Origin of the sequence: Rubricoccus marinus (assembly GCF_002257665.1) — a bacterium.
Taxonomy (GTDB): domain Bacteria; phylum Bacteroidota; class Rhodothermia; order Rhodothermales; family Rubricoccaceae; genus Rubricoccus; species Rubricoccus marinus.
The window spans coordinates 45,639-65,283 of record NZ_MQWB01000015.1 but is presented as its reverse complement, the minus strand read 5'-3'; the positions used below and the strand labels follow the sequence as shown (position 1 = coordinate 65,283).

20 protein-coding genes are annotated in these 19,645 nt (G+C 73.4%); 9 read left to right on the top strand and 11 right to left on the bottom strand.

Features of this window, described 5'->3' with window-relative positions; translation table 11 throughout:
* The 6 genes from BSZ36_RS19785 to BSZ36_RS18730 all read left to right on the top strand — a co-directional run.
* Positions 1-251, top strand: a 251-nt coding sequence (locus BSZ36_RS19785) for an alpha/beta fold hydrolase (RefSeq protein WP_218827774.1), incomplete at its 5' end; no start/stop codon positions are given.
* A 795-nt stretch (positions 252-1,046) separates the two neighbouring features.
* Positions 1,047-1,466 (top strand): GlcG/HbpS family heme-binding protein, encoded by a 420-nt coding sequence (locus BSZ36_RS18745; protein ID WP_094552221.1) that lies wholly within the window; start codon positions 1,047-1,049, stop codon positions 1,464-1,466.
* A 13-nt stretch (positions 1,467-1,479) separates the two neighbouring features.
* Positions 1,480-1,896, top strand: a complete 417-nt coding sequence (locus tag BSZ36_RS18740) for an ester cyclase (protein ID WP_094552219.1) — start codon at positions 1,480-1,482, stop codon at positions 1,894-1,896.
* A gap of 67 nt (positions 1,897-1,963) precedes the next feature.
* On the top strand, positions 1,964-2,665 hold the full coding sequence (locus BSZ36_RS18735) for an SDR family oxidoreductase (protein WP_218827773.1): 702 nt from the start codon (positions 1,964-1,966) through the stop codon (positions 2,663-2,665).
* Positions 2,662-2,958, top strand: a complete 297-nt coding sequence (locus tag BSZ36_RS20210; RefSeq protein ID WP_218827772.1) for an SDR family oxidoreductase — start codon at positions 2,662-2,664, stop codon at positions 2,956-2,958. The genes BSZ36_RS18735 and BSZ36_RS20210 overlap by 4 nt, the downstream gene beginning before the upstream one ends.
* Positions 2,959-2,960: 2 nt before the next feature.
* Positions 2,961-3,374 (top strand): TolB family protein, encoded by a 414-nt coding sequence (locus BSZ36_RS18730; protein WP_179271306.1) that lies wholly within the window; start codon positions 2,961-2,963, stop codon positions 3,372-3,374.
* A gap of 371 nt (positions 3,375-3,745) precedes the next feature.
* On the opposite strand, the gene BSZ36_RS18725 is transcribed toward BSZ36_RS18730, so the two are convergent.
* The 5 genes from BSZ36_RS18725 to BSZ36_RS18705 form a co-directional block, all read right to left on the bottom strand.
* A complete protein-coding gene (locus BSZ36_RS18725) occupies positions 3,746-4,597 on the bottom strand; it encodes a TolB family protein (protein ID WP_094552215.1) in 852 nt (283 codons plus the stop codon).
* 76 nt (positions 4,598-4,673) lie between these two features.
* Complete coding sequence (locus tag BSZ36_RS18720) at positions 4,674-5,873, bottom strand: substrate-binding domain-containing protein (RefSeq protein WP_218827771.1); 1,200 nt, start codon at positions 5,871-5,873, stop codon at positions 4,674-4,676.
* 58 nt (positions 5,874-5,931) lie between these two features.
* Positions 5,932-6,855: a DUF302 domain-containing protein gene (locus tag BSZ36_RS18715; RefSeq protein WP_094552213.1), complete on the bottom strand. Its 924-nt coding sequence runs from the start codon at positions 6,853-6,855 to the stop codon at positions 5,932-5,934.
* A 330-nt stretch (positions 6,856-7,185) separates the two neighbouring features.
* Positions 7,186-7,818, bottom strand: coding sequence for a CHRD domain-containing protein (locus BSZ36_RS18710; protein ID WP_094552211.1), 633 nt, complete (start codon positions 7,816-7,818; stop codon positions 7,186-7,188).
* A gap of 50 nt (positions 7,819-7,868) precedes the next feature.
* A complete protein-coding gene (locus tag BSZ36_RS18705) occupies positions 7,869-8,354 on the bottom strand; it encodes a DUF7282 domain-containing protein (protein WP_094552209.1) in 486 nt (161 codons plus the stop codon).
* Between the two features lie 129 nt (positions 8,355-8,483).
* Between BSZ36_RS18705 and BSZ36_RS18700 the strand changes: the two genes are divergently transcribed.
* Both BSZ36_RS18700 and BSZ36_RS18695 read left to right on the top strand, forming a co-directional pair.
* Positions 8,484-9,374, top strand: a complete 891-nt coding sequence (locus tag BSZ36_RS18700) for a LysR substrate-binding domain-containing protein (protein ID WP_094552207.1) — start codon at positions 8,484-8,486, stop codon at positions 9,372-9,374.
* A gap of 97 nt (positions 9,375-9,471) precedes the next feature.
* A complete protein-coding gene (locus BSZ36_RS18695) occupies positions 9,472-10,515 on the top strand; it encodes a YeiH family protein (protein WP_218827770.1) in 1,044 nt (347 codons plus the stop codon).
* A 230-nt stretch (positions 10,516-10,745) separates the two neighbouring features.
* Here the strand turns inward: BSZ36_RS18695 and BSZ36_RS18690 are convergent, their stop codons facing one another.
* The 6 genes from BSZ36_RS18690 to BSZ36_RS18665 form a co-directional block, all read right to left on the bottom strand.
* A complete protein-coding gene (locus tag BSZ36_RS18690; RefSeq protein ID WP_143537011.1) occupies positions 10,746-12,596 on the bottom strand; it encodes a type IV secretory system conjugative DNA transfer family protein in 1,851 nt (616 codons plus the stop codon).
* A 35-nt stretch (positions 12,597-12,631) separates the two neighbouring features.
* Positions 12,632-14,218 carry a TraB/TrbI/VirB10 family type IV secretion system protein gene (locus BSZ36_RS18685; protein WP_094552203.1) on the bottom strand — a complete coding sequence of 529 codons (1,587 nt, stop codon included), beginning with the start codon at positions 14,216-14,218 and terminating at the stop codon, positions 12,632-12,634.
* 28 nt (positions 14,219-14,246) lie between these two features.
* A complete protein-coding gene (locus BSZ36_RS18680) occupies positions 14,247-15,323 on the bottom strand; it encodes a TrbG/VirB9 family P-type conjugative transfer protein (RefSeq protein ID WP_094552201.1) in 1,077 nt (358 codons plus the stop codon).
* Positions 15,320-16,201 carry a VirB8/TrbF family protein gene (locus BSZ36_RS18675; protein ID WP_094552199.1) on the bottom strand — a complete coding sequence of 294 codons (882 nt, stop codon included), beginning with the start codon at positions 16,199-16,201 and terminating at the stop codon, positions 15,320-15,322. Before BSZ36_RS18675 ends, BSZ36_RS18680 begins: the two co-directional genes overlap by 4 nt.
* A 37-nt stretch (positions 16,202-16,238) precedes the next feature.
* The gene (locus BSZ36_RS18670) at positions 16,239-17,198 is read right to left on the bottom strand and encodes a type IV secretion system protein (RefSeq protein WP_179271305.1); all 960 of its coding nucleotides are present in this window, start codon (positions 17,196-17,198) and stop codon (positions 16,239-16,241) included.
* Between the two features lie 82 nt (positions 17,199-17,280).
* Entirely contained in the window at positions 17,281-18,003 is a 723-nt protein-coding gene (locus BSZ36_RS18665; protein WP_179271304.1) for a type IV secretion system protein, read from the bottom strand.
* A 199-nt stretch (positions 18,004-18,202) separates the two neighbouring features.
* On the opposite strand from BSZ36_RS18665, the gene BSZ36_RS18660 reads away from it, so the two are divergent.
* On the top strand, positions 18,203-19,636 hold the full coding sequence (locus BSZ36_RS18660) for an ATP-binding protein (protein WP_143537010.1): 1,434 nt from the start codon (positions 18,203-18,205) through the stop codon (positions 19,634-19,636).
* The last annotated feature ends 9 nt before the right edge of the window (positions 19,637-19,645 follow it).

The window sequence follows — 19,645 nt, the reverse complement described above, 5'->3', positions numbered from 1 at the left end:
GTCAGGACCGGGTGTGCTTCCCCTCGCAGGCCGAGCGGGCGACGGCGCGGTTCCCCGGCGCGCGGCTCGAGTGGCTCGACCGGTGCGGGCACTTCCCCCAGTGGGACCGCCCGGAGGCGGCGGTCCGCCTCATCCTGGCCGCTACCGGAGACGCCGCTACCGGAGACGCCGCTACCGGAGACGCCGCTACCGGAACGACCGAGGCGCGGGGCGTTCAGAGCCCGGCCGCAGGCCCTGACTCTGCGGCCTGACGCCCCCCTCACCCTGCCCGGTCCTGGACCCGCAAGGCCGCCCCTGTGACGCCGCCGTACACGAGGTGCCCGATGAACCCCCGGCGTGCGTCTGCCACGGGAACGCGAGCGGCCCGGGCGAGAACCCGAGCAGCGGGCTCAGCCCCTCGTCGACCACCAGCGAGAACCCGGCCCCGTAGACGACCCCCCGGCGGGGGCCGCTCCCGGGGACGCGGTCGCGGAGCACGGCGTAGAGGACGCCCCCTCCTATCCCCAACGTGGGGTCCGACAATCAATGGAACGGTACTGTACGATAGGCGGGGCATAAGGCGACGTTAGGCCAGCGTGGGCGTCCGCGTTATCGCAGGGTCCTGGCGCCCGACGTGGTCTAGACCACGCGACCACCGTTCACCCGTATTCACCCCTCGCTGGCTCCAAGGCCGCTTCCCAGCGGTCTCCGATGCCTCCGATTCCAGGCCGTTCCGGCGGGGTCTATACCACTGGACTCCCGATGACGCCGATTGTAGGAGGTCCCCGCAGCCGGCCCCTACCCGCCCTCACGTGAGGCAGGAGATCAGGACCCCTCACCTGCCTTCACGCGCTGGGAAGGGCTGTCGCGAGCGCTACCGTACAATCCCGTTCCATTGGTTGCAGTAGGCCTGAAACGGGAGAACGAGCGGGCCTACTTCCTCCCGTTCGTCGCCGCGGCCGGCTTGCTCGTGCTGCTCACCGACTACCACGCCCGGACGGCCGACGAGAGACGCAGACCCGCGGGTGCCCGTCGCCCGTAGGACGTGACTCCCCCCCCCCCGCACTATGGAACCCCGCACCCTAAGGACCGTCACCACCGCCCAGGCCACCGCCGTCCTCGACGCCGCCCAGAAAAAGGCGGAGGACATGGGCATCCAGCAAAACGTCGCCGTCGTCGACGCCGGGGCCAACCTCCTCGCCTTCCGCCGCATGGACGGCGCGTGGCTCGGCTCCATCGACGTCGCCATCACCAAGGCCAAGACCGCCCGCTACTTCGACATGCCGACGGGCAGTCTGGGCGAGATGAGCCAGCCGGGCGGCTCGCTCTACGCCATCGAGCACTCGAACGGAGGCCTGATCTCGTTCCCCGGCGGCCTCCCGCTCATGGACGGCGACGCCGTGATCGGCGCCGTCGGCGTCTCCGGCAGCACCGTCGACGACGACCACGCCGTCGCCCAGGCCGGCGCCGACGCCCTCTCCTCCTAACCCGACTCCTCCAATGGATACCCGACAGAAGAACATCGACGCGCAGAAGCGCTGGGGCGACGAGGTCGCCGGTCAAGGCCGCCTCGACGTGCTCGACGAGATCCTCGCCGACGACTTCGTGGACCACGACTCGGGCGACTACGCCCCCACGAGAGAGGGGCTGAAGGACTTCTTCCGCGACTTCCGCACGGCCTTCCCCGACCTGGCGCTGGAGGTCGAGGAGATGGTCGCCACGGACGACTACGTGGCGTTCCGCTACACCGCGCGGGGCACGCACACGGGCGAGTTCATGGGCCACGCCCCGACCGGCCGCTCGATCGAGGCCCCGGCGATGCAGCTCGGCAAGTGGCGCGACGGCCGGTGTACGGACCGCTGGGGCGTGACCGACCAGTCCAAGATCCTGGAGCAGCTCGGCCTCCTCGACGCCTGACTCCGACGGGCGGACCCGCCTGCCACGACCGCCGGCGGCGGCCGGCGGCGGCGGGCCTACCGATCCCATGTCCGTCTCCCTCAAACCGCTCGACCAGCAGACCCTCGTCGTCACCGGCGCCTCGTCGGGGATCGGCCCCACGACCGCCCGGAAGGCCGCCGAGCGCGGCGCCCGCGTCGTCCTCGCCGCCCGCAGCGGCGACGACCTCCGCCAGCTCGCGGGCGAGATCGGGACCGACCGGGCCCTCGCCGTCGAGGCCGACGTGACGGACCGCGACGACGTGCGCCGGATCGCCCAGGCGGCCCAAGACACGTTCGGCGGGTTCGACACCTGGGTCAACGACGCCGGGGCGTTCGTCTACGGCCGGCTCGAAGAGGTCCCCATCGAGGACATGCGCCAGCTCTTCGAGGTCAACCTCTGGGGGCTCGTCTACGGCTCGCTCGAAGCGGTCGCCCACCTCAAGGGGCGGGGCGGCGCGCTCACCAACGTCGGCAGCGTGCTGAGCGACCGGGCCATCGTCCTCCAGGGCATCTACTCGGCCTCGAAGCACGCCGTCAAGGGGTTCACCGACGCCCTCCGCATGGAGCTCGAGGACGAGGGCGCGCCGGTCTCGGTCACGCTCGTCAAGCCGAGCGCGATCGACACGTCGTACCCCACCCACGCCAAAAACTACATGGACGAGCGGGCCTCGATCCCCCCGCCCGTCTACGCCCCCGATGTCGTCGCCCGCGCGATCCTCCCTGCGCCGAGCACCCGCGCCGTGACGTGATCGTGGGCGGCGGCGGCAAGCAGATGTCCCAGCTCGGGTACTACGCGCCGGGTCTGATGGACACGCTGATGGAGACCGTCTTCGCGCCGCTCTCCAAGAACGACGGGTCGCCGCGACCCCTCGGCGAGAACAGCCTGGACGGCGCCGCCGGCGGGCTCCGGGAGCGCGGGCCGTACGGCGGCCACGTCATGGAGTCGAGCCTGTACACGGCGACGGCGCTCCACCCGTGGCGCGCGCTGGGGCTGGCGGCGCTCGCCGGGGCCGGCGTCGCGCTCGCCGCCCGCGCGCGCTAGCCGTGCCCGACCGCGTCACCGTCGCGTCCGAGCGCCGGCTCACCGACGCGCCGGGCGCCGACCTCCGGGCGGCGTGGAGCCCGGACGGCGCCTCCGTCGTTTTCGAGCGGCGGGAGGGCGGGCGCTCGCGCCTGCTCCGCGTCGGCGCCGGCGGCGGGCTCCGCGCGCTCGGCGAGCACGGCGACCAGCCGTGGCCCCTGCCCGGCGGCGGGCTCGTCTTCCACTCCGACCGCGGCGGGACGGACGCCGTCTGGCGCCTCGACGCCGACGGCGGCGGGGCGGTCCGCGTCACGCCGGGCGGGGGGACGGAGCACGTGAACGTGCTGGGCCGGTACCACTTCGAGCTCGACGGCCCGGTCGCGCGTGGGGAGCTCCGGCCGCTCCGGGACCCGTCGGTGCCCGCAGACGAGTGGTGAGCTGCCTTCCCTAATGAGGCCCCACGCCCCGCGTACCGTACAGCACCGTTCCATTGATTGTCGGACCCGGGGAATGCGTAGCACTGGAACAGATTTGGGCGCTGACCGCCGACCGGGGGCCTTGTCAAGAAGGGTAGGCGCTCAGGTCCCTCGTAGAGGGCGATTCGGAGACGAGGGGCGAGGTCGCTGGCCCTGTCGAGAAGGAAGTCCTTCCTGATGTCCCGTCCGTGTCGGATCGGCCTCTACGCCGCTCACAGCGCGGTCCGTCGTCCAAAGCGCCCAGATCGGGTCCGGCGCTACAAGAACCCCGACCCCTTTTCCGTGTGGCAGCGTCCAGGCGATGACGACGCGGGTGCGATCGGCCGCGCCGGTCACGGAACCACGACCGACGCCGTCCACACGTCCCCGCTCGGTCCGGCGTCGGCCGTCGGGCGGCCCCGGACGAACGCGAGGCTCCGGCCGTCCGGGCTCCACGCCGGGAAGCTCGCGTCTCCGGTCACGAGCGGCTGGCGGCCCGTGCCGTCGAGGCGCATGGTCCAGATTTGGAGGTCCCCGTCCACCTCGCGGCCGAACGCAACGTAGGCCCCGTCCGGCGACGGGAACGGCGTGACGTAGGCCGTCCCCTCGCTCTCGCCCCCCGGCGTCAGGCGCGAGGCCTCCCCCGTCGCCCGGTCGAGCCGCCAGACGGCGTCGGCCCCGTCGCGGTCGGAGTGAAACACGACGGTGTCGGTGCCCGGCACGGGCCACGGCTGGTCGCTTGAGCCGGGGGCGTCGGTGAGAGCGCGGACGTTGCCCTCCGGGTCCGTTTCGAAAAGCTGGACCCCGCCGGTCCCGGCCCGGTCGCTGAAGAAGAGGAGCCGGGCGGAGCCGGGGAACGCGGCGGGGCCGTAGTCGCGGCCCTCGCCGTCCGGAGCGGTGACCGGCGCGACCGCGCCCGCCCGGTGCCGCCAGAGCGCGAGCCGACCGCCCCGACCGCTCACGAACACGAAGTCGTCCAGTCCGAAAAAGGCCGGGCGGCCCTGGACGGTCTCGGCCCCCTGGTTACAGGCGCCGAGCGCGACGGGCGCGCCGCCGCCGGCCGCGACCCGGTAGAGGCGAGAGCGTCCGCCCTCCTGCCGCTCGAAGACGACGGAGCGGCCGTCGGCGTCCCAGTTCGGGCGGAGGTCGACGGCGGGGCCGGACGTGAGCCGGCGCTCGGCGTGGATGGAGAGGGCGGCGGCCATGATGGGGGAAGAGCTAGATGACGAGGAGGAGGGCGGCGTAGGCGGTCGCCCCGTCCGTCGCGGCTCGGGCTCGCATCTAGCGCGTCATGCCGTGCCGCTCGAAGATGGCGACCGCGCGCGGCGTCTTGAGGAACTCGACGTAAGCCGCCGCCGCCGAGTCGGCCTCGGGCGAGACCACCACGCTCACGTCGCGCCAGATCACCCGGTCGTCCTCGAACCGGACGAGGTCGGCCTCGCCGGGGTGGTCGATGGGCCAGTACGACCACGTGATCCAGGCGTCGGCCCCGTCCTTGAACGCCTGGAACCCGGCCCCGCTGCCCTGGGCGTAGGCCACGATGTTCTCGCGGAAGCGGCGGACGTCGCCCAGCGAGCCGAGCCGCGCGGCCACGTCCTCCCACACGCCCGTCCCCGACGTGTTGTAGATCCCGGCCCCCTCGACGACCACGATCGACACGCCGTCGCGCAAGAGGTCGTCGAAGCCCTGGATATCCTTGGGGTTGCCGGGCTGGACGGCGATCACGGCCTCGCGGAGGTAGAGCGGCTCGACGGCCTCGCTCGGGAACTCGGTGTAGGTCTGGAGGAACGCCGTCATGGCCTGCTCGGCCGTCCCCCAGAGCACGTCGGCGTCGCGCTGGGCGTCGGCCGACCACGAGCTCTCGGGGCCGAACGTGATCTCGACCGGCGTGCCCGTCTCGGCCTCGAACAGGTCGGCCGCCTCCTGGAACGCGTTCTGCGGCCCGCCCGCGCCGTAGACCCGGACCGTCCCGTCGCGCGGGGCGTAGCGGATCGAGGGGTCGAGCAGCGTGATGGCCGTCGCGTGCGGCGTGACGGGGTACGGGTCGGTCACGGCGAACGGGACCACGACGACCGCCCCGCCCTCCTTCACCGGCGTGTCGACGTCCGTCGAGCCCGGCCCGAACGCGTAGGCGCGGTCGCCGTCGGTGTCGGCGTGGAGCATGGCGAACAGGCGCGCGCCGGGCGCGACGCTCTCACTCAGCGGGACCCGGACGCTCTGGGTCGTCCCCTCCGGGACGTAGGCGTGACCGATGGACTGGGGCACGGCCGGGCCGCCGCCCTCGGCCGCCGCGTGGACCACGACGAACCCGGCCTGGTTGGCGTTGACCTCGGCGATCACGACGGCCCCGTCGCGTACGGGCTGGTCGGAGACCTCGATCCGGTTGTGGAGCGCGGGCGGAGCGGCGGGCGGGGCGCCGGCGGCGCAGGCCGACGCGGCGACGAGGAAGAAAAGCGCGGGGAGGACGGAGAGGCGGGTCATGGGGAAGGGTTGAAAGGAGAGGTTGAAGGGAGGTGAAACGAGGGGCGATGGGGCAGGCTCAGCCGTCGCGGGTGGCCTCGGCGGCCAGCCCGGCGAGGGCGTCGGAGATCGTCTGGAGCGTCTCGGCCTGCCCCTCGATCCCGTGCCGGGCCGCGAGGTAGACCGGGTCGTTGTAGGCCAGGAACACGTCGCCCGCGGCGTCCTCCCACACGAGCACCTTCTGCGGGAGGTCCAGCCCGATGGACCGCTCGGCCTGCATCAGCGGGGTCCCGAGGCGGGGGTTCCCGAACGCGAGCAGCCGCGTGGGCCGGAGCTCGAGCCCGACGCTCGCCGCGTTCGCCGCGTGGTCGAGCGCGAACACGACCGAGAGCGGGGGCCGGGCCTCGACCGCGCTCCGGAGCCGCCCGAACGTCTCGTCGACGGAGAACGCGCTGGGCACGACCACGAGCCCCTCGCCCTCCTCCACGCTCCCGGCCCCGGTCCGCTCGACGGCCCCGCCCGTGGCGCTCCCGACGATGGACTCGAGAGCGTCCGCAATGCCGCCCAGCGTCGCGACGCCGGAGAGTCCGTGCCGGGCCGCGAGGTAATCGGCCGTGTTGTAGAGGGCGTACACCGTGCCCCCATCCTCGTACGCGAGGACGTGCTGCGGGAGGTCGATCCCGGCCGTCTGGCTCCGCTGCATGAGCGGGGTGCCCAGCTGGGGGTTCCCGAAGAAGACGATGCGCGTCGGGGGGAGGTCGAGCCCGACGCCCGCGGCGTTGGCGGCGTGGTCGAGCCGGGCGACGACGCTGACCGGCGGGAGGCCCTCGACCTCGGTCTCGACGGCGCCGACCGTGGCCGCCACGGACCGGGCACTCTCGGCGTATCCGACCCCGGCGGCCGTCGGCGGCGGGGCCGTCTCGGCCCCCATGCTGGAGCAGGCCGCGACGAGGAGCGTGAGGGGGAGGAGGGCGACGCGAGCGAAGTCGAGGGGGGAGATCATCGGGACGGGAGGTGGAGAGTGAAACGGGATGGACGGACTCGGACGGGAGCGTGGCGGGGAAGCGGGCGACCTGCCCGCGCCCGGACGCGGCTCACTCCGGGCGGGGCGTCGGTCATGGGAAGAGAGGGAGGAGGGTCGGGGTTCAGGTCGAGCGCCCGGTGGTGCCGAGTCAACGGCGGGCGTCTGTCCTGGTTTGCCTCATTGTGCGGCATGAGATGTCCGGTAGAACCGGATGTTGCTCGCGACGTGCGGCACGACAGAGGCCCCCCCGCTCCGAGCGGAGGGGCTTCGCGGCACCGGAGGGGTTCGGCTGAGAGACCGTAGGCGTCGCTAGAGCGTGCCGCAGGCGACCGGGAGCGTCGCCGTGTTCGGGAGGCCCGGGATCGTGCCGACCGTCCCGGGCAGGGTCCGCGTGGTGCCGTGGACGACGATGGCGTAGTCGCCCAAATCCACCGAGGCCCCCGCGCCGAGCGTCATGATGGGGTCGTCCGCGTTGGGGTCGTCGCGCTCGAGGAGCTGGCGGACCTGGGCGAACGTGGTCGAGGCGCTGTACGAGATGGACGTGCCCTGGGGGAACCCGGGGGCGTTGGGCGTCTGATTGCTGATGTCGTCGTCGAGCGGGAGGAGGATGCCGCCGTAGCTCGGCGCGCCCTCCATGACGTCGACGAACCCGTCGCCGTTGGCGTCGGCCGCGGCCGACGGGCACGAGGCGACGGCCATGGCCGATCCGTGGATGTGCTGGGGGTGGCCGGTCGCGTCGAGGCCGGTCGCGTCGAGGGCGACGGTGAACGCGCCGTCGTCCCCGACGCGGACGGTGGCCGTCCCGCTCACGCCGCTGTCGTTGAGCGGCCGGAGCTGGACGGTGAAGGTCTCGGCCTCGTCAGTGCCGTCGGAGTCGCACCCCGAGAGCGGGGCGGCGGCGACGGCGAGCAGGGCGAGAAGGAGCGGGAGTCGGAAGGGCATGAGTAGAGGGGGTGAGAGATGAAGAAAAACGAGCGGCGCGGCCGGAACGGCTACTGCACCACGAAAGGCTGGACGACGGGGCCGCCGCCCTCGGTCAGGGGCTGGTCGGGCGTGTCGGCGCCGTCGAACTCGTAGGCCCCGGCCTCGCCGGTGTCGGCGTGGAGCATGGCGAAGAGGGTCTCCCCAGAGTCCACGGGCTCGTCGAGCGGGACCGAGACGTCGGCGTGGGGACCGGCCGTCAGGAACGCCTTGCCGATGATGGCGGGGACCTGGGGGCCGCCGCCCGCCGCCTCGCGGTGGACCACGACCCACCCGTCGGCGGGCACGTCGGCCTCGGCGATCACGACGGCGTCCCCGGCGACGGCCTGGTCCTGCACGGAGAGGACCGGCGTGCTGACGGTGGCGGGCGGGGCGTCCTGGACGGCGGGGGCGGGCTCGACGACCGCCGGGTCGGTCGCCGGGTCGGGGTCGCTGGCGCAGCCGGGGAGCAGCGCGAGCCCGGACGCGGCGGCGAGGACGAGAGAGCGGGTGCGCATGGGAGGAGCGGATGAGAGGGGACCCCGGACGCCAGCGTGCCCGGCGAGGGGGGGAAGAGTGAGACGCGGTGCGCGTGTTCGGGTTTCTCCGATATTTTCGGCCGACCCGTCCGACGTCGTCGAACACCCATGACCCTCACCCTCCGCCAGCTCGAGGTCTTCCTCGCCCTCGCCGAGCACGAGCACGTCGGCCGCGCGGCCGAGGCCGTCGCGCTCTCGCCGTCGGCGACGAGCTCGGCGCTGGCGGCGCTCGAGGACGCCCTCGGCCACGCCCTCTTCGACCGGGCCGGGCGCGGGCTCCGCCTCAACGCCGACGGCCGCCGCCTCCGCGGCCCGGCCCGCGCCGCGCTCGACGCGGCGCGCGAGGCCGAGACGCTCCTCGGTACCGACCGGGGCGGGCGGCTCATCGTCGGGGCCTCGACGACGATCGCCAACCACGTCCTCGCGTCGGCGCTGGCCTCGTTCGCCGCGGACCGCCTCGCGGCCGACCTCCGATTGGTCGTCGGGAACACGCGCGAGATCCGCGACCGGCTCCTCGACGTGGCCCTCGACCTCGCCTACGTCGAGGGGCCGACGTCCCACCCCGAGCTCGTGGCGACGCCGTGGCGGGAGGACCGGCTCGTCGTGTTCGCCGCGCCCGACCACCCGCTCGCCGGGGCGGGGCGGCTCGGGGCCGACGCCCTTGATCACCAATGGGTGCTCCGCGAGGAGGGGTCTGGCACGCGCGAGGTGTTCGTCCGGGCGCTCGGCGACGACGTGGACCGGCTCCAGTGCGTGCTCGAGGTCGGGAGCAGCGAGGCCGTCGCGCGGGCGGTCGAGGCGGGCGGCGGGCTCGGGGTCCTCTCGCGGCTGGCCGTCGCGCGCGACCTCGACGCCGGGCGGCTCGTCGAGCTGGCGTCGCCGTGGGACCTGAGCCGGACGCTGTGGCGGCTCACGCACCGCCACGCCTCGGCGGGTCGGCTCGTCGAGGCGTTCGTGGAGCACCTCGACGCGGACGCCTCGGGGGAGGGGGCGACCTGAACGTCCTGGCCAGTCGGACGCTGTGTGCCAAACGTCGCGCTGGACAGGACGTGAGGACCGGGCGACGTTGCCCTCCTCACCCGCCCGTGCCCCCGCCTTGACCGCTGCCCCGACGTCCACCGCCGTGCGTCTCAGCGCCCCCGCCCCGCCCGACGACGCGGCCGACGCCCCGTTCGACGCCGTCCTCCCGCCCGGTCCGCCGTCGCCGCACCCGGCGTGGCACCGGGCGCTGTTCCTCGCGCTCGCCGCGCTCGCGCTCGTCCCGGCCGTGTCGCCGGCCGTCGCGCTCGGCGTCGGCGCCGCGCTCGGGCTGACGCTCGGGAACCCGTACGAGGCCCGGAGCGCGCGCGCCTCGAAGGGGCTCCTGAAGGCGTGCGTGGTCGGGCTCGGGTTCGGGATGTCGCTCCCGGCCGTCTTGGCCGTCGGGCGCGCGGGCGTGGTCGTGACGGCGGCGGGGATCGCGTTCGCGCTTGGGCTCGGGCTCCTCCTGGGGCGGCTCTTGCGGGTCGAGCCCGTGACGGGCGCGCTCGTCTCGGGCGGGACGGCCATCTGCGGCGGCTCGGCCATCGCCGCACTCGGCCCGGCGCTCGGGGCCGGGGCCGAGGCGATGGGCGTCTCGCTCGCGACCGTATTCCTCCTGAACGGCGTGGCCCTCTACGTCTTCCCGGCCGTCGGGCACGCGCTCGACCTCAGCCAGCACCAGTTCGCCGTGTGGGCCGCCGTCGCCATCCACGACACGTCGTCGGTCGTCGGGGCGGCGGCGTCGTACGGGTCCGAGGCGCTCCGAGAGGCGACCGTCCTCAAGCTCACGCGGGCGCTCTGGATCGTCCCGCTCGCGCTCGGGGCGGCGCTCTGGCGGCGGCGGACAGCGGGCGGCGAGGTCCGGGTGACGGTCCCGTGGTTCATCGGGCTCTTCGCGCTGGCGTCGGCCGTCGTGGCGCTGTTCCCGGCCGGGGCGCCCGTCTACACGGCGCTCGTGGCGCTCGCGAAGCAGGGGCTCGTGCTCACGCTGTTCCTCATCGGGGCCGGGCTGAGCCGGGCGACGCTCCGGGCCGTCGGGGTCCGGCCGCTCGCGCAGGGCGTGCTGTTGTGGGCGGCGGTCGCGGGCGCCTCGCTCGCCGCCGTCCTCGCGTGGGCGTGAGGGGCCTCTAGGCGCGCAGTGAGCACTGAAGGGGGGGATGATACGCGCCGTTATCGGGAGTGCCGGTCAACGCTCTTCCCTCACCGTGCGCACTGGTCGACGAGTCCGATCAACGCGAGCACCAAGATGCCGAGGCTGAAGGGGCGAGGGGCGTAGCGGTACCAGCGTCGGCGCATGGGCGGGGCGGGGCGTAGACGGACAGCGTAGATGGCCCCGCCGCCAGGGGTACGTCACCCGGCCCGCTGGCGGAACACGCGGTCGGCGTAGAACGCGACCCGGCGCGCGAGTACCGGCTGCTGGCCTCGGACCAGGAGCAACTGGTCGCCCGAATCCAGCCGCCGCAGCTCGTCGGGCGTCGCGAGCGGGCGGCCCGTCTCGCGCGACCCGACGTTGGACGACCGCGATGTCCGCTTGCCCCGGCTCCGCCCGGACCCCGTTGAGCGGTCGAAGACGGTCGCCGTCCCGGCCATCTTCGAGAGGTACTCGGCCGTGAACTGGTCCGTCGTCCCGAAGGCCTGGACCACGTCCGAGTTGGCGACGAACGTCTCCCAGTCCTTCGGGTAGAGCCGCCGGAGCTGGCCGAGGTCCTGCAAGAAGGGCCACACCTGGACGCCGTACCCAGCCATGAGCGAGACGGCCCGGCGGACGGGCGGCATCGGGCCGAGCTGAGCGAACTCGTCCAACAGGAAAAGCGCGCGGCCAGACGCGGGTGGGGCGCCGCCGGCGAGCGGGCCGAGCCGGGCGACGGCCGCGAGCGCCGTCGCGACCGTGAGCCGGAGCCACCGCGAGAAGGCGTCGAGGCGGTCGGGCGGGAGCAGGAGGTACACCGAGAGCCGACCACCGCGGAGCGCCGCCGGGTCGAACGTCGAGCGGCCCAGGACGCCCGCCATCCGGGGTGAGTCGAGGAAGTGCGTGTGGCTTTGGGCCGACGACACGACGCCGGACCGTTCGCGGTCGGCCTTCTGGCGGAGCCGGTTCGCCGTCCGCTGGACGGTCGCGCTGCCCGACCCCGCCATCGCGCCCAGGAGCGCCTCGAACTCGTCGGGCGCCGCCGTGAGGTGCTCGCGGACGGTGAGCAGCGAGCGGCGGTCGCCCGTCTCCGTTCGCGCGACGTGGAGCACGAGTCCCGACAGGAGCGCCTTGGCTTCATCGGCCCAGAACGGGTTGCCCGAGTCGCCGTCGACGACGAGCATCTCGGCGATGAGCGACGCGTCGTCCGGGGCGTCCGGCGAGTCCGCGCCGATCAGGTCGAGCGGGTTGAGCCCGCCGGACTCGACGCTCCCCGGCCCGGCCACGTGGTCCAGGAGCCCAGCCGGAGCGAGGCCGAACGGGTCGAGGGCCACGACTTGGTGGCCGAGCGTCTCAGCCCGCCAGCGGGCAGTGATCGCGAGGTTCTCGCCCTTCGGGTCCGTCACCAGGACGGGTCCGGGGTGGTCGAGGAGGTTGGGGACGACGGCGCCGACGCCCTTCCCGGCCCGGGTCGGGGCGACGGTCAGGACGTGGCCTGGCCCGTCGTAGCGGAGGAGTGGACCGGGCTTCCGCCCTCCCCTCCTCTGCCGCCCCAAGACGAGACCGTCCTCCATCCGGAGCGACGCCCCGTCGTCCCACTCTGCCGTCCCGTGGCTTCCCGAGGCCTGGAGGGGGCCGGGCGCCGTGAGCGCCGCCACGAGACCGAGCGCGACGAGACCGCCCAGTGAGGCCGCGAGGAGCGCGACCTGGACCTCTGGCGAGTCGGCCCCAGCGTTCCGGGCGGCCTGGAGCGTCCAGCGAACACCGGCGCCCGGTCCGTAGACGAACCCGGTGCTGAGAGGTGCGGCAGCGACCACGCCGAGTGCGAGCGCGGCGGCCCCGGCCCTTCTCCCTCGAACCAGGAGCCAAAGCGCCGCCAGCCCGGCGACAGCGAGGCCAGACCGGACGACTACGAGTGGCAGGTCCTCAGCTGCCCACAGGGGCGGTCCGAGTGCCGAGTGATACCCGGCCTTCCAGGCGAGTGCCGTGGCGGCGTAGAGCGCCGCCACGGCGGCCGGGACCGTCAGGAGCACGACGAGCGCCAGCGGAGACCGCGTGGACCCCGTAGGCACCCCTGGTGCGCTCCCCGCGCCGACCGGCCCCACGGTCAGCGGGACGCCGCGCGGGAGAACCGCCCGACGTCGGCCCGATCGCGGTACGGGGCCGCGAAGGCGAGGTCGCGGGCAAGAAACACGTAGAACCGGAAGCCCGGACGGATCGTGACCGTCGGTTGCACGTCGAGGTCGCGGCGGACGACCTCGGTCGCCACGCGGGACAGCTCGATGGCGATCTGGCGGGCCACCGTCTCCTGTGGGCTCTCGCTCCCGAAGGCACCCCCGTCCGACGGGGCCGCGAGCTCGACGCCCGCGCCGACGGCGGCCAGCATCACGGCCGAGCCGAAGAGTCGGCCCGTGTGCCGGTCTACGCGGTCGCGCAGCCCAGCCTGCCCCCGAAGGTCCTGTGTGGGGAGGCCCGGCAGCGACACGCTCCGCCCGTCCGGGAAGAGGAGCCGGGTCCACGCCACGAGCGCCCGGTTCTGACCGTAGGCCACCTGGTCGTCGTACTCGCCGACCAGGCGGGAGCCCGCCGGGATCAGCACGTCGCGCTGGTTTCGGCTGTCGTAGACGTTCCGGGTCACTTGGGCCACGACGGCACCGGGAAGCTCGGAGCTGATCCCGGTCACGAGCGCGGCCGGGACCACGGTCCCCGCACTCAGCACCAAGTCGTGCTGGGGCCGCTCGGCACGGACGGCGTAGGCCGTCGAGCCAAGCGCTGAGGTCCGTTCGCGGAACGCCTCGCGCGAGCCCGCCCCCGGACGGCCTGAGGCGTTTGTGGGCTGCTGCGGCGCTGGGATGCCCACAGTGACCGGCCCGCTGGCGGCGTACGGGGTCGGACTGCCGGTCGGAGGCGCCCCTGTGCTCATCGACGGCGGGGCCAGCGCCGCCGCGATCGCTTGGAGCTCGTAGATCTCCTGCTCGGCCTCCGGGCTCAGGCCCTCGGGAAGCTCCGGCCGACCGTCTCCCTGCGGGCGGACCGGCGCACCCGTGCCGACGAGCAGCGGCGAGCCGATGGCGCGCTCGAACGAAGCCTCCTGGGGGTCTACGTCGCGGCCCGAGCGCCGAGACAGCGCCGGATTCCGGCCAGCCCCTCCGCTCGCGCTGACAGGCGCAGGGGTAGGCCGTGTAGCCCCGTAGTCGGTCGAGGGCGACCCGGCATACGGGTCCGCGTACGGATCAACCATCGCGTAGTCCCCGCCCACGAGGGCGTCGCCGTAGACAGGCGGCTGGGCCTCTGGCGAGCCGAGCCCGTCGTCGGTCTGCCGCTCGATGAACTCGGGCGCGGCCGTCGTCGGGCGGGGCACGTCAGCACCCGGACCCGCGTCGTCGCTGCCCGAGAACAGGACGAGCAAGAGCAGCACCGAGGCGCCAGCGATCAAAAGCCCCGCCAGCACGACACGTCGGTCCACGCGGACGGGGGCGTACCGCCCGTCGTCCAGCGGCTCCTCAGCGAGGCCGTCGTCCGCTGGCCGCTCGTTCGGCGGGAGTACCAGGCCGACGAACTCGGTCTCGGTGGGCGTATTTAAGGGGTCGTCCGCCGCACCGGGAGCGCCAGGCGGATCAACGGCGAACGAGACGCGGTCGTCGAACGGGGCGTCGTCGTCGGCGCCAGTCGGGAGGGAGTCGTCGTGCGACATCGGATCGGGGGCGAGGGTGGAACGGGGGTCAGTCGAGGCGGAGGAGGCGGGCGGTCCGCTCGATCTGGCGGCGCCCGCCGAGCCCGAGGAACCCGGTGCGGACCGTCGCCCCGAGCACGAGCTCGGCCTCGCGGACGGCCCGGTCGGTCACGTAGTAGCCGCCGCGGTAGGCGTAGTTGAGCACCTCGCGGTCGCCGCCCGGTCCGATGGCGTAGAGGACCGGCACCTCGCCGCCGCGCACGGCCTGGCGACTGAGCTTGACGTAGGCGTGGACGCCGTCGTCGAACACGCGCTCGACGGCGGCCACCAAGTCGGGGTCGCCCGTGACCTGGTAGTCGAAGTGGAGGTCGTCGAGCGAGGCGGGCGCATTGGCGTTGAGGACGCCCGCCGAGCTCGGGGCGGGGGCGAGACGCGCAGCGCCGGGCTGGACGTCGGCCGCGACGTCGTCGGGGTAGTAGAACCGGATGTGCCGGGCGTAGCGGGGCTGCGGGTTGACCTCGCCGTCCCCTCCCCTGCTCCGGGTCCGCGACGGGCGCGGGGCCGAGTCCAGCGTGACGTGGTAGACCCGGCGGTCGGTCGAGACCACGAGGTTCGTCGTCACGTCGTACGCCAGCGGCTTGACGACCACGAGCGGCGTCCGACCGCCCGGTCCGGTGTACGTCTGCTCGACGGCGAACCGCTCGGTGTCGCCCGCGACGACGCCCATCACCACCTCGCCCGGTTCGAGCTCGACGACGGACGCCCGGAGCGGGGCGCAGGCCAGGACCGGTTGGCTGTGCCCGAACGGGACCACCATCACCGTCGACTGGCGGAGCACGCCCGCGCGCCCCGTCCGGTGGTACTCGCGGACGAGCTCGCCGAGCGCCTCCGCCATCTGGCCCGGCGTGACGATGACGGCCCCCTCGGTAAACCCGTCCCCGACCGGCTGGCCGCTCGGGGCCGTGGAAGCGTCCGAGTCGGTCTCCGAGAAGTCGACGACGGACGCCGCCTCGGGGAGCGCGTCTGGGGCCTCCTGCGCGGAGGCCGCGTGGGAGCAGAAGAGGCCGACGGCGAGCGCGGCGAGGAGCCGCCAGCGGCGGTGTGGGACGGTGTGAGAGGCGGTCATCGGAGGTCTGAGTTGGGTGGAGGCGTGGTGTCGTCCGGCGCCCGGACGGTCTGGCGCGGACGGCGGGCGGGGCGTTCGGCGGGCGGCTCGGGCTCCGCCTCTGGCTCGTCGGTGTCGCGTTCGGTACGCGTGGTCTGACCGGCGAGCGGGCTCCACGAGAGGTCGGTCACGAACACGCCGAGCGGGTTCCGCTCGACGCCCTCCGTCGTCGTGGGCGGGGCGAGCGTGACCGAGGCGTAGCCCTCCCACGCCCGCTCCCGCTCGCCGCCCTGCGTCGAGGCGTCGGTCTCGTTCCACTGGACCCGGTACGTCCGGCCTGTGCCCTGGTCCGTGCCGGGGACCGGGAGCACGGCCGTGACCTCGACGGCCCGGCGGAAGTCCTTGCCGAGCTGGCGCGGGTCGTTCTGTGGGTCCGAGAAGTAGCCTTCCAGGAAGTCGCGGGCGTCGCCGGCGACGTGGGCGTAGGCCCGGTACACGGCGTCGCGCTGCGCGACAGGGTCGGCGTAGACCGTGCGGATGTTGGACACGAACGACGAGAGCGCGGCCACGACGACGCGGTCCTCGGCGACCGACGCGGCCTCGGCGGGCACGATGGCCTCGGCCCGCCCCACCCGGTCGACCTCGACGACGTAGGGGACGACGCGGCTCTGGGAGGCGAGCGTGACGAGCCCGGCGACCGCCAGCCCCAGCAGCACGAGCGAGAGCGCGGCCACCCACTGCCAGTTTCGCTTGCCACGGGCGAGGTCGGAGAACTGGCGGGTGAACTCGTACCGGCCCCGGAGGACTTCCGGCGGCGTCGGCCGCTCGTGCGACCATCCGGCGGGCGCCCCGTCGCCAGAGCCGTTACAAGGTGGAGCAGATCGAAAAAGGTGGGGCATGGGTAGAGGTCTAGGGGGCTAGGCAGGTAGGCGGGCGCTAGACCGAGTTCAACGCCTTCTCGAAGCCGACCGACAGGTCGCGCGTGAGCGACGTCGAGACCTTGAACGGGACGTAGGTCACGAGCACGGTGAACGTCACCGCTCCGCCGAGCACGGCCATCATGGCCCCGAGGTCGTCGGGGTTGGCCTGGATGATGGGGAGCCACCCCTGGGCCACGTCCGTTCCGATGGCGACGAGCAGGAACAGGCAGAACAGCCGGATCCCGAGGTTGAAGACGTAGGCCACGAAGCGGTCGGCGAGGTTGGCCGTCCCCCGGAAGGCTGAGAACCCAAGCACGAGCGCGCCAACGGCGAGCGCGATGAACGACTCGACCAGGACCACCACGACCACGGCTGCGATGAGCGCGAACATCAGCAGGACCAGGAGCGCCGCCACGGCAACCAGAACGGCCGTGACCAGCACGCTCACGGACACGTCGAGCAGGCCGACGCCGTCGAAGAACGCGGCCACCATCTCGACCGAGAGCTCGGTCCCGAGCCCCAATACGTCGCTCGGGCTTACCGTCCCGGCCGTCACCGTCCCCCCTGCCGCGACGAACCCGTTGAGGACGGGCGGGAACCACACGTCGAACGAGACGATGAGGCTGAACGCGAAGGCCAGCCATGCCAGCTTGACGACGAGCCCCGTGAGGACGCGGTAGGGGCCGTCCTCGCGGAGCGTCCACAGGATCGCCGACAGCGCGATCTCGATGATCGCCAGCGTCCCGAACGTCCCCCGCGCAATCGCGAGGAGTCCGGGACGGGCCGCGTCGACCGCCGCGCGGAAGTCGTCGACGATCGTGTCGAGGACGGGCGGCGCCTGGGCCGACGCCTCCGTGCTGAGGGCAAACGCAACGAGGGCCGCGACACCGGCCGCCCGGACCCAAACACCCGAGCCTCCGACGGCCCGTGTGGGCGCGTCGGAGGACGGGAGGCAACGGCGGACGCGGGTGCCCAAGGACCTGGAGGTACACAGCGGGGTCATAGAGCGGCGCGTCGAGCGTCGTCACAAGTGTGAGGTGTGAGGTGCGACTTCCGGGTTAGAGGATCGGACGCGATCCGTAGTCCCGGCCGCCGATGAGGCGGGCCGAAGCCCGGCTCCGAGCGGCCACGTCGCGGGCGACGGCCGTCGCGTAGGCCCGTTGGGCCGCCTGCGACGCCTCGGCCCGCGCTTGCTGGTCGACCTGGAGCATCGTCACCTGGCGGAGGAGCTGGGACTCCTGGACGCCGTAGGCCTGGACGGTCCCCTGGACCTCGGCGATCTGCTGGGCCGTGGTCGCCGACCGGATCTGGGACTGGAAGCCCGTCAGGTCACGTCGAGCGGCCTGGAGCTGGACGGCGTGCTCACGGAGCGACCGCAGGGTCCCGAGCGAGCCGTCGAGTTGGTTGGACAACCAGGTGTCGGTCGTGCCGCGCGTGTCGGACACGTCGACGCCGGTGTAGACCCGGTAGAAGTCGGACGGGAGCGAGGCCGAGGCGTAGGCCACCTCGGCGCCCGAGACGAGCGTGGCGTCGACGGCGGCCATGAAGCCCGTCACGTCGCGGAGGTTGTAGGACCGGAGCTTCTGGACGTTGTCGCGGAAGGCGCGGAGCTGGTCGCGCTGCGCGGTCAACTGGTCGACGATCTTCCGGCCGTTCCAGACGCTCTTGGCGATGTGGGCGGGGTCGATGACGGCCCACTGCGCCTTCGCCTCCTGGGCGGGCGCGAGGGCGACGAGGAAGATGGCGAGGGCGCAAGCGGCCCGGCGAAGGGATGTGGGCATGGCGGTAGGGGTGTGCACGGGGGGACACCGTGCAGAGGCGCGATCTCGCCCCGCCACCGGACACCGGTCGGTTCGCCGACGTGCTCGCCGTCCCTCGATCCTGGCCCGCGCCCTGCGCGAGGGGATCTGGACGGAAGGGCAAACGCCAACACTTCTGTTCCACTGGTGGAAGTTCCTCCGGTGGAACGTATCTTCATTCATGATCGAGAAGCCCTCCGACGTCATCGACCGAGAGGCCGAGTGGACGGACCTCCAGGACCTGTGGGCGCGCCCGCGTCCCGACCTCGCCTTCGCCGTCGGTCGCCGCCGCGTAGGGAAGAGCCACGTGCTCTCCCGGTTCGCCCGGGCCGTCGGCGGCGTGTATTACCAGGCCACACGGCGCACCGAGGCCGAGCAGCTCGCTGGGCTCAGCCGCGTCGTCGGCGCGCACCTGGGCGACGCCGCCCTCCGGCGCGGGAGCGGGTTCGCCACCTGGGAGGACCTGTTCGAGTTCGTGGCCGAGCGCGCCGGGGACGACCCGTTCCTCTTGGTCCTCGACGAGTTCCCCTACCTCGCCGACGCGGCCCCGGCCCTCCCGTCGGTGATCCAGAAGCTCTGGGACCACGACTGGGCAGGGAGCAAGATGAAGCTCGTCCTGAGCGGGTCGTACGTCACGGCGATGGAGCGGCTCGAAGCCGCCGACCAGCCCCTCTACGGGCGCCGCACGGCTCGGCTCACGTTCGCCCCGTTCGGCGTCCCCGAGGCGTCGCAGTTCGTCCCGTCATGGACGTCCCGCGACCAACTCGTGGCCTACGGCTTGTTCGGGCACCTCCCCGGTCACCTCGCCCTCCTCGACCCCGACCAGACGCTGGCCGAGAACGCGGCGGCGCACCTGCTCAGCGCCTCCGGACGGTTGGTGGACGACGCCCAGCACGTGCTCGACGCCTTCACCGCCGAGGCGGCCGTCCACTACTCGATCCTGGAAGCCATCGCGGGCGGCGAGACGACGTGGAGCGGGATCACGAACCGCGTCGGCCGCTCCGGCGGCTCGCTCTCACGCCCACTGGGCTGGCTAGAGGGGATGGGGTTGGTCGAGCGGGCCGTGCCCATCACCGAGAAGAGGCCGGACCGCTCGAAGCGAGCGGTCTACCGCGTCTCGGACCCGTACCTCGCGTTCTGGCACCGCGTGATCGCCCCGCTCGTCCACACCGGGAGCCTGGGTCTGGTCGACGCTGAGCACCTGTGGGAGGAGGCCGTCGAGCCTCGCCTGGACGACCACATGGGCAGCGTGTTCGAGGCCGTGTGCCGGGACTTCGTCGGGCGGCAGGCCCGTCGCGATCCGGGGGCGCTCCCCTTCCGCCCGCTCCGCGTCGGGTCCTGGTGGGACGCCGGACACCGAGAGGAGGTCGACGTGGTCGCGCTCGGCGGCGCCGGGCAACTGCTCGTCGGCGAGGCCAAGTGGGGACCCGTCACGGAGCGTCACCTCTCGACGCTCCGTCGTAGGGCCACGCTCGTCGAGGCGGACCTGGGTGGGGCGAGCGGGGTCCACCTCGCGCTGTTCACGGGGCGCGGCGAGGCGGACCGGGCGGTCCGGGCAGAGGCCGACGCGGGCCGGATCCTGTTCTTCTCAGCCGACGACCTCGTCGCTGGATAGAGCCGCCGT

Coding starts and splice junctions, on each gene's coding strand:
- BSZ36_RS18745 (WP_094552221.1), top strand. CDS start 1,047: ATGGAACCCCGCACCCTAAGGACCGTCACCACCGCCCAGGCCACCGCC.
- BSZ36_RS18740 (WP_094552219.1), top strand. CDS start 1,480: ATGGATACCCGACAGAAGAACATCGACGCGCAGAAGCGCTGGGGCGAC.
- BSZ36_RS18735 (WP_218827773.1), top strand. CDS start 1,964: ATGTCCGTCTCCCTCAAACCGCTCGACCAGCAGACCCTCGTCGTCACC.
- BSZ36_RS18725 (WP_094552215.1), bottom strand. CDS start 4,597: ATGGCCGCCGCCCTCTCCATCCACGCCGAGCGCCGGCTCACGTCCGGC.
- BSZ36_RS18720 (WP_218827771.1), bottom strand. CDS start 5,873: ATGACCCGCCTCTCCGTCCTCCCCGCGCTTTTCTTCCTCGTCGCCGCG.
- BSZ36_RS18715 (WP_094552213.1), bottom strand. CDS start 6,855: ATGATCTCCCCCCTCGACTTCGCTCGCGTCGCCCTCCTCCCCCTCACG.
- BSZ36_RS18710 (WP_094552211.1), bottom strand. CDS start 7,818: ATGCCCTTCCGACTCCCGCTCCTTCTCGCCCTGCTCGCCGTCGCCGCC.
- BSZ36_RS18705 (WP_094552209.1), bottom strand. CDS start 8,354: ATGCGCACCCGCTCTCTCGTCCTCGCCGCCGCGTCCGGGCTCGCGCTG.
- BSZ36_RS18700 (WP_094552207.1), top strand. CDS start 8,484: ATGACCCTCACCCTCCGCCAGCTCGAGGTCTTCCTCGCCCTCGCCGAG.
- BSZ36_RS18685 (WP_094552203.1), bottom strand. CDS start 14,218: ATGTCGCACGACGACTCCCTCCCGACTGGCGCCGACGACGACGCCCCG.
- BSZ36_RS18680 (WP_094552201.1), bottom strand. CDS start 15,323: ATGACCGCCTCTCACACCGTCCCACACCGCCGCTGGCGGCTCCTCGCC.
- BSZ36_RS18675 (WP_094552199.1), bottom strand. CDS start 16,201: ATGCCCCACCTTTTTCGATCTGCTCCACCTTGTAACGGCTCTGGCGAC.
- BSZ36_RS18665 (WP_179271304.1), bottom strand. CDS start 18,003: ATGCCCACATCCCTTCGCCGGGCCGCTTGCGCCCTCGCCATCTTCCTC.
- BSZ36_RS18660 (WP_143537010.1), top strand. CDS start 18,203: ATGATCGAGAAGCCCTCCGACGTCATCGACCGAGAGGCCGAGTGGACG.